We start from the raw sequence: 13,546 nt of genomic DNA on the forward strand, positions 1-13,546 counted from the left end.
GTTCAGTTATCGTCGCGCTCAGCGATCAGCGCGCGGGTCTCGTAGGACACCGGCGCCGTCAGCATTCCGACCCAGGTGTCCACGTAATTGTGCAACTGCGCTTCGCTGAGTCCATGCCCCGCGCGGGCGGAGGCGGCCAGCACGTTGATCAGACTGATGTACAGCTGAAACGTACGGCCGCGCCGGATCCGCTCAGGCAGGTCCTGCAGCGCCGCGTCGACCAGTTTCTCCAGCTTCTCCTGCGTCCATTCGTCGTCGACGTGGTCCGGCCAGTAGTCGCTGCGGGCCCGCGGATCCTCCATGAGCCGGGCCAGGAACGGCGCGAACATCTCGCCCGCGGCGATGCTGTTGGCCAGTGGGCGCACCATCAGCCACACCACGGCGCGCGGGTCCGCCTCCTTTCCTTCCTCGCGCATGCTCGCGAGCATCTTCTGGCGATCGATCCCGAGGGACGCCTGGCGGTAGGAGATCAGGGCGCGGATCAGACCCTCGCGAGAGCCGAAGTGATAGCGAATCACCGACGTGTTGGACTGCCCGGCCGCTAGTTGAATCTCCCTCAACGTCACCGCCTCGATGCCGCGCGTGGCGAACAGCCGCTCGGCGACCTCCATCAACATCACCCGGGTCGACTCACCCGACGCGTTGCGCCTCCGCGCGCCCGCGGCCGACTCAGTTCGCAGCTCCGCCATGGGCCTCCTCCAGTCCGCCTCAGTCTTACCGGCGTCGCACCTGGAACCAAATAGTAATGGCTATGTATTAGAAATACTGGACTTGCGCGAGAGCAGCTGGCATCATTCGAAGGAGCGACGGATCCGTGGAGGGCCAATGAGCATGATCTGGACGAATTCGGGTGACTCCCACTTCCTGGAGCCCGACGACCTGTGGCAGTCCCGGTTGCCCAAGGCGCTCGCCGAGCTGACGCCGCACGCGGAGAAGGATCCCGACGGCGAGTACGAGACGGTCTCGGTCGACGGACAGATCTTCCGGCGCAAGCTGCCCTCCTCGGCGATGGAGGCCTTCATCGAGGAGAGCATGAAGCCGCAGGGCATCCGCGACGCGAAGGCGCGGTTGGCGGACTTGGACAAGGAGGGTGTCTGGGGTGAGGTGATCTTCCCGTCATTGGGCATGTGGGGATCTACTTTCCGCACCCCCGAACTGCTCAAGGCGTGCATGCGCGCCAGCAACGAGTGGGCTCTCGAAGAGATCTGCGCGGTGTCGCCGCGCTATGTGGTGACCGCACAGGTATCGACACTCATCGTGGAGGACGCGATCGAGGAACTGAACTGGGCGGCGGGCAAGGGCTTCAAGGCGGTGTTCTTGCCCACGACACCCCATCCGAGCGCTCCGGACTGGCACCGCAAGGAGTGGGAACCTTTCTGGGCGGCGGCCGAGGAAGCCGGCATGGTGATCGCGTTCCACATCGGCACCGACCCGGTCGACATGACGGTCGGTGGCGCGAGCGGCGGGGCGGGCATGGTGTACCGCGGGCCGGGCGGGGCGGTGATGAATTACGCCGAGACCACGTTCTCAGGACAGCGGGCGGCGATGAAGATGGTCGCCTCCGGCGCGTTGGACCGGCACCCCGGCCTTCGGGTGCTGATCTCTGAAGGCGGCGCCACCTGGGTGCCGTTCCTCGGCGACCGGATGGTCGAGGGCTACCGCCAACACCATATGGCCGTGCGGCCCAAGCTCAGTCGTAGTCCCAAGGAGATCCTCTACAGCCAGGTGTATGCGTCATTCCAGCACGACGAGACCGCGGTCGCTGCCTACGAGCACATGGGCTACAAGAACGTGATGTTCGGCAGCGACTACCCGCACATGGAAGGCACCTTCGGCCACACACAGGACACCCTGAAGGGGCTCTTCGACGGGGTGAGCGAGGAGACCCGGCTGCGCATCACCCAGGGCACGTTCTACGAACTCTTCCCCGACGTCCCGCCCATCCCGGCCGAAAAGTTCTGAGCGCGTGGCTACTTCGTCCGGACTGCGCGACGTTGCGATTGTGGGCGTCGGTGCCACGCCCTATTACAAGCGCGGCGGGTCATTACCCAAGTCGATCACCGAGTTGGCCGGCGAGGCCATCCTGGCGGCGTGTGAGGACGCCGGCCTTCCCGTGACCGACGTCGACGGCTTCGCCTACTACTCGGGCGCCAGTGCCGGCTACACGGAGAAGATGGACACCGCCGACTTTGTGGAAACGCTTGGCATTCCGGAAGTCCGGTTCACCGCCGCACTGACCTCCGGCGGCGGCGGCTCCGCGGGCGCAATCGGCCTGGCGCGGGCGGCCATCGTCGCCGGGGACGCCTCGGTGGTGGTGACGGTGATGGCGCTGCAACAGTCCAAACAACGCCTGGGCTCGGTGTTTTCGGCCATGGACCCCGATCCGATCAACTCGTTCCTCCAACCATCCGGCCTGTTCGGGCCCGGTCAGTTGATGTCGGTGCTGGCGCGCAGGCACATGCACCTCTACGGCACGCGCCGCGAGGCGTTCGCCGAGATCGCGATCTCCACGCGGGCCAATGCGTTGAATCGCCCAAAGGCCATGCATCGCCAACCGCTGACGTTAAACGACTACTTCAATGCGCGAATGATCGCAGAACCCTTGTGTCTCTACGACTTCTGTCAGGAGACCGATGGTGCTGTCGCGGTGATCACCACCAGCATGGACCGGGCCAAAGATCTGCGGCAGCCACCGGTACCGGTGGTTGCCGCTGCCCACGGTGGAGTCCGCGACTGGGGAAGGGCCTTCGCTTGGATGGGCATGCCCGACGAATACTTCGCCTCCTCGGGCAATGCGCCCATCGCCAAGCGGCTCTACGAGCAGGCCGCTGTCAGCGCCGCCGATATCGACGTCGCTCTGCTTTATGACCACTTCAGCCCGATGGTGCTCATGCAACTCGAGGACTACGGGTTCTGCGGCAAGGGGGAGGGCGGCGCGTTCGTCGAGAGCGGAGCAATCCGGTACGACGGCGGCTCGATTCCGGTCAATACCCACGGCGGCCAGCTCTCCGAGGCCTACATCATCGGAATGACCCACATCATGGAAGGAGTCGAGCAGATGCGGGGCACCGCCATCAACCAGGTCCGCGACGCCGAACTCGCTCTGGTCACCGGCGGGCCGGCAAGCCTCCCCGTGAGCGGGCTGATTCTGGGAAGCGCCGCATGAGCACCGCCGCGGTCACCCTGGCCACAACCATTCCGGGCGAGCACGTGCGGATCGCGGTCAACAAGGACACCGAGCCGTTCTGGATCGCCGCGAAGGAGCGGCGGCTGGTGGCCCCGCAGTGCGGCGACTGTCAGGCCTTCCGGCTGCCCCCGACACCGTTCTGCCCCAATTGCCAATCAAATGCGGTGAACTGGGTCGAACTCAGCGGCAATGCCGTCGTTTACAGCTTCGCCGTCGTGCATGGTTTCCCCGGCATGCCGGATCTGGTGTTGGTGCCGGCGGTCCTCGACCTGCCCGACGCACCCGGTGCGCGACTGGTCTCCAACATCGTCGACATCGCACCCGCTGACGTCACGATAGGAATGCCTGTCCACGTTGACTTCTCGCCGATCGCCGACGGCTGGCTGCTGCCTGTCTTTCGAGTCGGCGCTCGGGGCGAGGAGTAACGCCGTGTCCGACGACAGCTCTCTGCATGAGAAGCCCCTCGAGTTCCTCACCAGCATCGCCAACACCGGCGGATCCTGTGACGGTCAGGCGATCCTGCCCGTCAATGGTCATTTCCGCTGTAGGTGCTCGTGCGGTGACTGGGACGTCGAGGTCGATGATGCGCAGGAAGGCTTGCGGCAAGCAAGGATTCACACCGGCAGCGTGACTGGATAGATGCTGAGGAGCAAAGGCCCATGGGTAATCTGAACGGCAAAGTCGCCTTCATCACCGGAGCGGCCCGCGGCCAGGGTCGCGCACATGCGGTCCGACTTGCGGCGGACGGCGCGGACATCATCGCGCTCGACATCTGCCGCGATATCGACTCCATCGACTATCCCAACGCCAGTCCGGAGGATCTCGACGAGACCGTCAAGCTCGTCGAGAAGGAAGGCAGACGCGTCGTGGCCCGGCAGGCCGACGTGCGTGACGCCGACGCCGTCGAACAGGTGGTGGCAGACGGGCTCGCCGAGTTCGGCCGCCTCGACATCGTGATCGCGAATGCCGGCGTCATTCGACTGGGCCCCGGCGGCGACCGCAGGCAGACGTTTCGCGACATCATCGACGTCAACCTCATCGGCGTGTGGAACACCGTCGAGGCCACCAATCGCGCACTGATCGACGGCGGTCGCGGCGGGTCGATCGTGCTGACCTCATCGAGTGCTGGACTCAAAGGCACCGGCACGGATCGGGCTGGTGGACAGGCGTACACCGCGGCCAAGCGCGGCTTGGTCGGCCTGATGCAGGTATGGGCGAACGAGTTCGCGCAGTACTCGATCCGCGTCAACACCATCCATCCAACGGGTGTCGCGACCGGCATGGTGATGAACGAGACGATGGGCAAGCTGTTGGAGGCCAATGACACCGCGGTCGCGGCGATGCAGAACGCGCTGCCCATCCAGGTCCTGATGCCGGAGGATATCGCGAACGCGGTGGCGTTCCTGGTGTCTGATGAGGCGAATTTCATCACCGGCACCGCCTGGCCGCTCGACGCCGGCTTCGCCGTCCGTTGACGGTCCGGGCGGATGTCGAGGAGTATTGCGTTCGCCTCCCGACATAGTTAACCTAGTTCGACGAGTCCGCTTTGATCCGTCGTAGCAATTCGCGCTAGATTGGCAGTGGACTGTCGTAGTAGGCGAGCCGCGCGTGCCTGTAATCGCGCTCGTTCTCGGCGGTACGGAAGGACGTCATCATCCAGAACCAGCCAACGGCAACATGTCCCGTAAAGAGCGTCGATATGAACAAGCCGGACTCGCCTGCTCTGACGCACTTCCATCTGCTCGATGAGTGCCAGGACGACGCCCGGCCGGTCTTCCGCAACACCGAAGCTGGCATGGATTACTGGGTGTTCACCGAAAGCTCGGTGATCCTGGACGGACTCCAGCACCCGGAACTCTGGTCCAGCAGCGTCATCGTGCCCACCGAACCGGAGCCCCCGTACAAGTGGATTCCGATCATGGTCGACCCGCCCGACCACGCGAAATGGCGCCATGTGCTGGCGGAGTACTTCTCACCGGGCCGGGTGAAGGGCCTGCGCGACGCGCAGCAGAAGCTCGCCGCGGAACTGATCGACCAAGTCGCCGGCGAGGGCGAGTGCGACTTCGTGGCGCGGATCTCGCGGGTGTTCCCGTCGACGGTCTTCCTGACGATCATGGGCATGCCCGTCGAGGATCTCGAGAAGTTCCTGACCTGGGAGGACATGATCCTGCATCAGAGCGGGGTCGGCGACGAAGTCAACGCCGCCCGCCTCGAGGGCATGACGCATGTGATGGGCTACTTCTCGGGCCTGATTCAACAGCGACGTGAGAGCCGTGACCCGGACGCCGACGACATCGTCAGCAAGGCCATCGACTGGACTATCGACGGCGAACCGATCAACGACCTGGAGCTGCTCAACTGCCTGCTGCTGTTGTTCATGGCCGGGCTCGACACGGTGTCCAACCAGCTGTCCTACGCGATGCTGCATCTGGCCACCCATCCGGCCGACCGCGCCCGGGTCGTAGCCGAACCCGAGCTCATCCCAAGGGCGGTGGAGGAACTGCTGCGGGTCTATCCGATCGTGCAGACCGCGCGAAAGGCGACCCAGGACATGGACTTTCATGGATGCCCGGTCAAGGCGGGCGACATGGCGTCGTTCTCTCTGGCCTTCGCAGGCCGGGACGAATCGGCCCACCTCAATGCCCGCACGGTCGACTTCGACCGCGGCGTCACACGTCACTTGTCCTTCGGCGGTGGCCCGCACCGGTGCCTCGGTTCGCACCTCGCCCGACAGGAGCTGGCGGTGGTGCTGGAGGAATGGCACAAGCGCATACCGGATTACGAGGTTTCCGGGCAGCCTATCGAGCACGGCGGTCAGGTGTTTGGCGTGGATTCACTGAACATCACGTGGCGCTGACGTGAGTGTGCCGCTCGCCTTTGGTGCCGAAACGGTCGACGCAAAGGAAAGCACAATGCCCAACACCGTCGGATTCCTCGGTGCCGGACAACTCGGCGGGCAGATGGTCGAGCGGTTGCTCGGCGCCGGCCATGATGTCGTGGTGTATGCCCGCCGCGAGGAGGTTCGTCGCCGACTGGAGGTGAAGGGCGCGGCGATGGCCGATTCGGTGGCCGACCTGGCCCGCGGCAGTGACGTCCTCATTTCGTGCTTGTTCTCCGACGCGCAACTCCGCGAAACTGGGTTCGGCGCGGGCGGTTTCATCGCCAACGCGAAGCCGGGTGCCGTGTTCGTTTCTCATACGACGGGCACACTGTCCACCCTCGAGGCGTTGCGGGCTAGTTCTCCTTCGGCGCCGGTCATCCTCGATGCGCCGGTCAGTGGCACCGTCGAGAACATCGATGCGGGCACGCTGACCGTGTTGATCGGCGGGCCGAGTGACGCCGTCGCCTCGGTGACGCCGATCCTGGCCGCTTATGCCGACCCGGTGGTGGCGACCGGCGCACTGGGCAGCGCGTTGGCGCTCAAGTTGATCAACAATCTTCTATTCGCAGCCAATGCTCAACTTCTCTGTGCAGCGACGCAACTGGGCGTTCGGCTAGGTGTCGACCCGAGTGTGTTGCTGTCCACGCTGCAGGTGTGCAGCGCCGGGAGCCATGTGGCCGCCCACGCCCATCGCATCGGCGGGATGGATCGTTTCGAAGAACTGGCGGGGCCGTTCCTGCGGAAGGACATCGCGGCGTGCCGTGGGGCGGCGGCCGAGGCGGGTGTGGAGCTGGGACTGTTGGGCACCGCGGTGCGCGAGGGGCCGCTGGCCCTGGATGTCAACTCGGCGACCGCAGGGTCAGACCGATGACGGGTCGGCTCGCGGGGAAGGTGGCCTTCATTACCGGCGCCGCCAGGGGACAGGGCCGTGCACACGCGGTGCGGATGGCCGAAGAAGGGACCGACATCATCGCGGTCGACCTAGCGGGCCCATTACCTGACTCAGTGCGCTACCCGTCGGCCACCGCTGATGACCTCGCCGAGACGGTGGAGATGGTGAAAGCGACAGGTGGCCGAATCATGGCTACTGCCGCGGACATCCGCGATCTGGACGCGCTGCGGGCGGCCGTCGACGAGGGCGTCGAGGCCTACGGGCGACTGGACGTCATCGTGGCCAACGCTGGAATATGTGTCCCGGCGCCGTGGAACGAGATCACGCCCGAGTCGTTTCGCGACATCATCGACGTCAACGTGACTGGCACGTGGAACACGGTGATGGCCGGCACGCAGCGGATCATCGACGGAGGCCGCGGCGGGTCGATCATCCTGATCAGCTCCTACGCCGGTGTCAAGGTGCAGCCGTACATGGTGCACTACACCGCTAGCAAGCATGCCGTCACAGGGATGGCCCGGGCGTTCGCCGCGGAGCTGGGCAAGCACGACATCAGGGTCAACAGCGTGCATCCCGGTCCGGTCAACACCCCGATGGGCGGCGGCGACATGATTGCCGCGCTGTTCGCCGCGATCGAGACCAACCCCGCGCTGAACAACATGGGCACGCCATTCCTGCCGCAGTGGGCCTGCGAGCCGGGACGTTGCCGCCGCAGTGTGTTGGCTGGCGTCCGACGAGTCGCGCTATGTCACCGCCACCCGTTTGTCGGTCGACCAGGGCATGGCGCAGTTCTAGCGAATCGCCGGATCTGATGCCTTTCGACCACCGTCAGCTGCGCGACAAGTGGTATCGCGACGGTTGGTACTCCGACCGCACCTGCCTGGACGCCTTCGAAGCGGGGGCGGTCGAGCACAAGGATGTGCCGTTCACTTTCATCGTCGGCGATTCGGTGTGTAGTCCGACGGTCCGCGAAATCCACGACCGGGCCGTGGCGTCGGCGGCGTCGCTGCAGCGGCTTGGGGTGCGCGACGGGGACGCTGTCGCGGTACAGCTGACCAATCGTGTCGAATGTGCGGTCGCGTATCAGGCAGTGTTGCTATGCGCCGCGGTGCTGGTGCCGATCGTGCACATCTACGGTCTGACCGAGGTGGCCTTCATCGTCGGGCAGTCGGGCGCCAAGGTGCTGATCATGCCCGAGCGGCACGGTCCGATCGTATATAGCGAACGGCTGCAAGAACTTTCACAAATCGATTCGCTGCAGCATGTCGTCATGCTGGACGCCGAGCCGGGCGAGGGCTATCTCGCGTGGTCGCAACTGGACACACCCGCCGCCTGGTACCGGCGCCCCGTAGTGGCCGCCGACGATGTCTGTCTGCTGCTGTACACGTCGGGCACCACGTCGGCGCCTAAAGGCGTACAGCACACCCACAACACGGTTCTCGCCGAGCAGAGAACCATGCCGGCGCTGTTGGCCGGTAAGCCCGACGACGTGTCGCTGGTGACGTTTCCGCCGGGCCACATCGCAGGCGTCGGGTCGATGCTGCGGCCGTTGCTCAGCGGCGCCCGGACTGTCTTCATGGATGGTTGGGACCCGGCGCGGGCGGTCGAGGTGGTGCACCGTTTCGGCGTGACCTGCACTGCAGGCACACCATTTCACCTCGCGGGCATCCTTGATCTGGGTGACACCGGAGACAAGCTGGAAAGTCTGCGGGAGTTTCTGGTCGGCGCCGCACCGGTCGCCGAGGAGATGGGCCGGCGTGCTGCGCAAGCCGGGATCAGCACCTTCCGCAGTTACGGCGCCACCGAACATCCCACCGTCACCGGCGAACACGAGGGACAACCGCAGTGGGCCCGGCTGAGTACCGATGGAAAACCGCTCCCGGGCTCCGAGATTCGCATCGTCGGGTCCGACGGCGCGGACTGCCCGATCGGGATAGATGGCGAGGTTGTCGTGCGCGGTCCCGATCAATTCATCGGCTACCAGGATTACGCTTTGAGCGCTGAGGCGTTCACTGACGACGGTTGGTTTCGCACCGGCGATCTCGGGCACCTTGACGCCCACGGCAGATTGACCATCACCGACCGGATCAAGGACGTCATCATCCGCGGTGGCGAGACCATCTCCTCCGGTCAGGTCGACGAGGTGCTCAACGCACACCCTGCGGTCGCCGACGGTGTTGCCGTCGCGGCCCCGGATTCGCGTTACGGCGACGTGGTCGCCGCGGTCGTGGTGCTCAAACCGGGGTATGCGCTCAACCTCGACGACCTGCGGGCCCACTTCGCGGCATCCGGGCTGGCTAGGCAGAAGACCCCGGAACGCGTGGCCATCGTCGACGAATTACCCCGCACGTCGTTGGGCAAGGTACGCAAAGCGCAGCTGCGCGACGACCACTTCGGTGTCAGCGGCGGTTAACGATCAAGCGCAGCAACACATCACGGCGTCAGTGTGACCGGACCCCAAAGTCGATGTCCTGAATGCGAGAGAAAGCCTTGAAGCCGGCCTTGTTCAGCCACGACGGGGATGTTTGGTGTCCCGGTTCCGGATGCGCCCAATCCACCCACGAACCTCAATCGTCGCGACGGAGCTTCTGCTCCAGCGTCTGCGGGTGTGCGGCCTCGGCGGCCGCGTAGCGAAGGGAGAAGCCCTTCATCTCGGGCAGCAACCAGACGTCCTCCTCGGAACGCCACTTACCGCCGCCGGCATACTCGATGACTTGATACGAGGGGAAGTCGATGGGCGCCCCGCCCGGCTCCGGGTTGTCGGCACGGTTGACCACCTGGTACGCGACGCGGGCGCCGTCGAGGACGTACCAGACAAGCGGGCTGTAGACCTGCGGTGCCGCTCCCATCGTCCCCTCGAGGAACTTGGTGATCTCCGCCGGGCCGGTGAACGTTCCGTAGAAGTGGTCGAAGTACGTCGCGTCGTCGGTGAACAGGTGTGCCCAGGCGTGCCAGTCCTCGAGTACCCGGCCCGGTCATGAAGTACCGCCGGAACTCCCGCTCGACCTCTTCGACGTCCGCCGTGGTAGTCATCCTCCGAGCCGCAGGCCCGTGTTTCGGGTGCCAAACACGTCGGTGGCCATGATGGCGCCGAGTTTCTGTGCATCCCAGCGCTTTTCGCCATTCGAGACAGACGCGACGGGGTGCCAGCCCTTGAGGAGCTGGAGATGTTCGCCCATCGCACGGATCACTTGACCGCTGACGTGGCCGGCCTCGGGGCTGGCCAGCCAGGCCACCACCGGCGACCCCAGTGAGGGGTCCTTGGGGTCGAACTCGTCCTCCGCGCGCTCGTCGGGCTCGATCGGAGCCTGCGCGCCGGGCATGGAGGCCGACATCCGGGTGCGCCCGCCCGGGCTGATCGCGTTGACGGTGGCGCCGATCGACGCCAATTCCAGGCTCAGTGTCTGGGTCAGACCGACGATTGCGGCCTTGGCCGCGCTGTAATTCGTCTGCCCGAAGTGGCCGTGCAGACCGGCGCCGGAGGTGGTGTTGATGATTCGGCCGTAGACCTTGCCGCCGGATTCCTTCGATTCCGCGCGCCACTTGCGAGCGACCGCGCGGCTGGTGAGCCAGCTACCGCGAACGTGCACCCGCATCACCAGGTCGAAATCGTCGGCGGTCATGTTCCAGATCGCCTTGTCGCGAACGATTCCCGCGTTGTTGACGACGATGTCCAGCCGCCCCAACTGCGAGTAGGCACGCTCGACGGCGAGGTCGACCTGCTCCTCGTCGCCGACATCGCTGAAGTCGGAAACAGCGGTACCACCGCGGCTTTCGATGATCGCCACCACCTCGTCGGCTACCTTGCCGGTGCCCTCGCCGGACAGGCTGGTGCCGAGGTCGTTGATGATCACGGTGGCGCCGTGCTTGGCGAGTTCGAGAGCGTGGCCGCGGCCGATGCCGTGCCCCGCCCCGGTCACCAGGGCGACTTTGCCATCGAGCAGTCCGGTCATGGGTTCTCCTCGCTAGGTCTGAAGACCGTCAGATAGGGGCTGTCGGGATCGGTGTCGTCGACCGGGCGGAAGACGGCGGTGACCGGCATTCCGACCCGAAGGTCGTCGAAGTCCGCGACTTCGATCGTCGTCATCAGCCGAGGACCTTCGGTCAGTTCGACGAGCGCGGCGACATACGGCACTCGCTCCTTGAACGGCGCCAGATCGTTCACGTAGACAGTCGAATACGTGTAGAGGGTTCCAGTTCCGCTGGCCTTTACGGGCGCAACGTCCTCGCTCCAGCAGAACGGACAGAACGGGCGGGGGTAGTGATGGACCTTGCCGCACGCTGAGCATTCGGCGATCAGCAATTGACCCTGCCTGGCGGCCTCCCAGTAGGGAGCGCTTGCCGGGTCGATGGTCGGAATGTCAGCGCGAGCCACCTTCACCACCCGGTGAACTCGGTCGGTCGTTTCTCCACGAACGCCTGCACGCCCTCGGTGGAGTCGTGTGAATACGACTGGATCTCCTGTGCCATTGCCTCCGCGACGAATGCACCGGAGCGGTCGGTGTCGGGTGAGTCGTTGAGCAACCGTTTGGTGAACGCGATCGCGGAGGTCGGCGCACCGGCCAGCCGGCCGGCGAAGTCGGCGACCGTAGCGTCGAAGTCGGCGGCGCTGACCACCCGGTTCACCAGACCCAGCGTGAATGCTTCGGTGGCTGAGAGCTTTTCGCCGAAGAACGCCATCTCCTTGGCTTTCTGCATGCCAATGCGGCGGGGCAGTAGATAACAGCCGCCGCCGTCGACAACCAGCCCACGCTTGACGAATGACTCTGCGAAGTAGGCGTTTTCGGTAGCGATCACCAGGTCGGAGGCGTACACGACGTGGGCCCCGAGGCCCGTCGCCGCACCATGCACTGCGGCAATCACCGGTTTATTGCAGTCCAGCACGCTGGCCACCAGCTTCTGGGCGCCGTTCATGATGCGCCGGGTCGGCTCCAGCACTCGCTTCTCGTCCCGCGCGCGCCGTTCGGCGAGCGATTCAACGTCGGCGCCGGAGCAGAAGTGCTTGCCGTTGGCCCGCAACACCACCACACGTACCTTCTCGTCGGCGTCGGCGGCGGCCAGTAGCGCGATGAGGGCATCGCGGTCGTCGGGACGTACCGCGTTGGCGGCTTCGGGCCGGTTCAGGGTGATCGTCAAGACGCCGTCCGCGATGTCGGACAAAACTGCTGCCTGCGTGTTCATGGTGTGTACGTGGCCTTCAGGTGTTTGATGCCGTTAACGAAGTTCGACCTCAGCATGACCGGTTCGCCCGCGGCGGTGATGTCGGGGTAGCGCGCGTAGAGCATCTGGAATGCCACGTTCAGCTCAAGCCGGGCCAGGTGCGCACCCAGGCAATAGTGCGGTCCCGGGCCGCCGAAAGCGATGTGGTTGTTGGGTTTTCGCGCGATGTCGAAGCGCTCCGGCTGGTCGAAGACCGCGGGGTCGCGGTTGGCGGCGGGATACCAGACCACAACTTTGTCGCCGGCGTTGAAGGTGTGGGTGACCTCGCCGTGGGCGTCGGTCAGCGTCACGCCGTCGCGGGTCACCGTACGGCGAAAGTGGATCACCGGGCTGGCGTATCGCAGGATCTCCTCGACCGCGGTGGACGCCATATCGTGGTAGTTCGCCAACAGTCGGTCGCGCTGCTCGGGGTGGGCGCTGAGAATGAGCAGCCCGTGGGTCAGTGCATTGCGGGTGGTCTCGTTGCCCGCGCCGATCAGCAGGATGAAGAACTTCGCCAGCTCCTGGGGTGTGAGGTTTTCTTCGTCGGAGTTGACCAGTTTGCTGATCACGTCGTCGCGGGGATGGGCGATGCGGTCCTCCGCGATGCCCTTGAGCAACTCGATGAGCTGCTCGCTGACCTCGGTGACCGCGGCTCCGATGCCCGCGACGGTCTGGTCGGGTACGTATTCGGGGTCCGAGGCGCCGAGCACGATGTTGGTCGCCCGCAGGATGAACTGTTCGTGTTCGCGTGGAACGCCGAGCATGGTGTCGATAATGCGCAGCGGCAGCAGCGTGGCGAACGAAGAGACGAAGTCGCACTCACCCGTGCGCGGCATCTCCTCGAGGATCTCGGCGGTGGTCTCTTCGACCAGGCCACGCAGCTCGGAGAGTATGCGGGGGGTGAAGCCCCGCGAGACGATCTTGCGCAGCCGCATGTGTTCGGGATCGTCCATGTCGATGATGGAGCCACGGTATTCGCGCATCTCGGCGGTCTGGTCGAAGATCTGCGTGCCCTGCCCGGAACTGAAGTCGCCGGGACGGCGGCTGATGTCGACGACGTCGCGGTGGGCGCCGATCGCCCAGAACCCGCGGGGCCGCGGCGAGTCGGGTCGGTTGGTGCGGACGAACACGGGGCCGCCGGCCTCGCGAAGGCGCCGGTAGAGCTCGCTCCGTTCAGCCGGACGCTCCTGCCACCACCGCAGATCGATCAGTGGTGCGAACTGCTGCTCGTCGGTGTCGATCGCGCTCACAGCACCCGATTCTGGCACCCATGTCACTTATAGGCAATGCCGGGGTACTGGATCAGATCGGGCAATGTCTCAATATTCGTTCGCTCGCGGCACGAGTTATCTAACGTTAGTGTCACTGCAAACGGAGGAACGGA

13 protein-coding genes and 2 pseudogenes are annotated in these 13,546 nt (G+C 65.2%); 9 read left to right on the forward strand and 6 right to left on the reverse strand.

Features of this window, described 5'->3' with window-relative positions:
* Positions 1 to 2: 2 nt before the first annotated feature.
* Entirely contained in the window at positions 3 to 689 is a 687-nt protein-coding gene (locus tag P6281_RS08665; protein WP_163714860.1) for a TetR/AcrR family transcriptional regulator, read from the reverse strand.
* A gap of 136 nt (positions 690 to 825) precedes the next feature.
* Here P6281_RS08665 and P6281_RS08670 point away from each other — a divergent pair, with 136 nt between their 5' ends.
* From P6281_RS08670 to P6281_RS08710, 9 genes and pseudogenes are all read left to right on the forward strand, one after another.
* Entirely contained in the window at positions 826 to 1,962 is a 1,137-nt protein-coding gene (locus P6281_RS08670; RefSeq protein WP_317727714.1) for an amidohydrolase family protein, read from the forward strand.
* A gap of 40 nt (positions 1,963 to 2,002) precedes the next feature.
* Positions 2,003 to 3,166, forward strand: a complete 1,164-nt coding sequence (locus P6281_RS08675) for a thiolase C-terminal domain-containing protein (RefSeq protein ID WP_324738762.1) — start codon at positions 2,003 to 2,005, stop codon at positions 3,164 to 3,166.
* Complete coding sequence (locus P6281_RS08680) at positions 3,163 to 3,612, forward strand: Zn-ribbon domain-containing OB-fold protein (RefSeq protein WP_324738763.1); 450 nt, start codon at positions 3,163 to 3,165, stop codon at positions 3,610 to 3,612. The genes P6281_RS08675 and P6281_RS08680 overlap by 4 nt, the downstream gene beginning before the upstream one ends.
* A 4-nt stretch (positions 3,613 to 3,616) precedes the next feature.
* Positions 3,617 to 3,826 (forward strand): hypothetical protein, encoded by a 210-nt coding sequence (locus P6281_RS08685; protein ID WP_324738764.1) that lies wholly within the window; start codon positions 3,617 to 3,619, stop codon positions 3,824 to 3,826.
* 20 nt (positions 3,827 to 3,846) lie between these two features.
* Entirely contained in the window at positions 3,847 to 4,662 is an 816-nt protein-coding gene (locus P6281_RS08690) for a mycofactocin-coupled SDR family oxidoreductase (RefSeq protein WP_324738765.1), read from the forward strand.
* A 224-nt stretch (positions 4,663 to 4,886) separates the two neighbouring features.
* Positions 4,887 to 6,044: a cytochrome P450 gene (locus tag P6281_RS08695; RefSeq protein ID WP_324738766.1), complete on the forward strand. Its 1,158-nt coding sequence runs from the start codon at positions 4,887 to 4,889 to the stop codon at positions 6,042 to 6,044.
* 55 nt (positions 6,045 to 6,099) lie between these two features.
* Positions 6,100 to 6,939 carry an NAD(P)-dependent oxidoreductase gene (locus P6281_RS08700; RefSeq protein ID WP_163714873.1) on the forward strand — a complete coding sequence of 280 codons (840 nt, stop codon included), beginning with the start codon at positions 6,100 to 6,102 and terminating at the stop codon, positions 6,937 to 6,939.
* A pseudogene (locus P6281_RS08705) lies at positions 6,936 to 7,755 on the forward strand (mycofactocin-coupled SDR family oxidoreductase). Before P6281_RS08700 ends, P6281_RS08705 begins: the two are co-directional and overlap by 4 nt.
* Positions 7,756 to 7,771: 16 nt before the next feature.
* On the forward strand, positions 7,772 to 9,373 hold the full coding sequence (locus P6281_RS08710) for an AMP-binding protein (protein ID WP_324738767.1): 1,602 nt from the start codon (positions 7,772 to 7,774) through the stop codon (positions 9,371 to 9,373).
* 28 nt (positions 9,374 to 9,401) lie between these two features.
* Here the strand turns inward: P6281_RS08710 and P6281_RS08715 are convergent.
* The 5 genes and pseudogenes from P6281_RS08715 to P6281_RS08735 all read right to left on the reverse strand — a co-directional run bounded on the left by P6281_RS08715 (position 9,402) and on the right by P6281_RS08735 (position 13,412).
* Positions 9,402 to 9,993, reverse strand: a pseudogene (locus P6281_RS08715) (YybH family protein).
* Positions 9,990 to 10,913 carry an SDR family NAD(P)-dependent oxidoreductase gene (locus P6281_RS08720; RefSeq protein ID WP_317727701.1) on the reverse strand — a complete coding sequence of 308 codons (924 nt, stop codon included), beginning with the start codon at positions 10,911 to 10,913 and terminating at the stop codon, positions 9,990 to 9,992. The pseudogene P6281_RS08715 and the gene P6281_RS08720 overlap by 4 nt, the downstream one beginning before the upstream one ends.
* Positions 10,910 to 11,344 carry a Zn-ribbon domain-containing OB-fold protein gene (locus tag P6281_RS08725; RefSeq protein WP_324738768.1) on the reverse strand — a complete coding sequence of 145 codons (435 nt, stop codon included), beginning with the start codon at positions 11,342 to 11,344 and terminating at the stop codon, positions 10,910 to 10,912. Before P6281_RS08725 ends, P6281_RS08720 begins: the two co-directional genes overlap by 4 nt.
* Entirely contained in the window at positions 11,338 to 12,141 is an 804-nt protein-coding gene (locus tag P6281_RS08730) for an enoyl-CoA hydratase/isomerase family protein (protein ID WP_324738770.1), read from the reverse strand. Before P6281_RS08730 ends, P6281_RS08725 begins: the two co-directional genes overlap by 7 nt.
* Positions 12,138 to 13,412, reverse strand: a complete 1,275-nt coding sequence (locus tag P6281_RS08735; protein ID WP_324738771.1) for a cytochrome P450 — start codon at positions 13,410 to 13,412, stop codon at positions 12,138 to 12,140. Before P6281_RS08735 ends, P6281_RS08730 begins: the two co-directional genes overlap by 4 nt.
* Positions 13,413 to 13,546 lie beyond the last annotated feature (134 nt).

This window comes from Mycobacterium sp. 5-140-3-2 (assembly GCF_035666375.1).
Taxonomy (GTDB): domain Bacteria; phylum Actinomycetota; class Actinomycetes; order Mycobacteriales; family Mycobacteriaceae; genus Mycobacterium; species Mycobacterium intracellulare.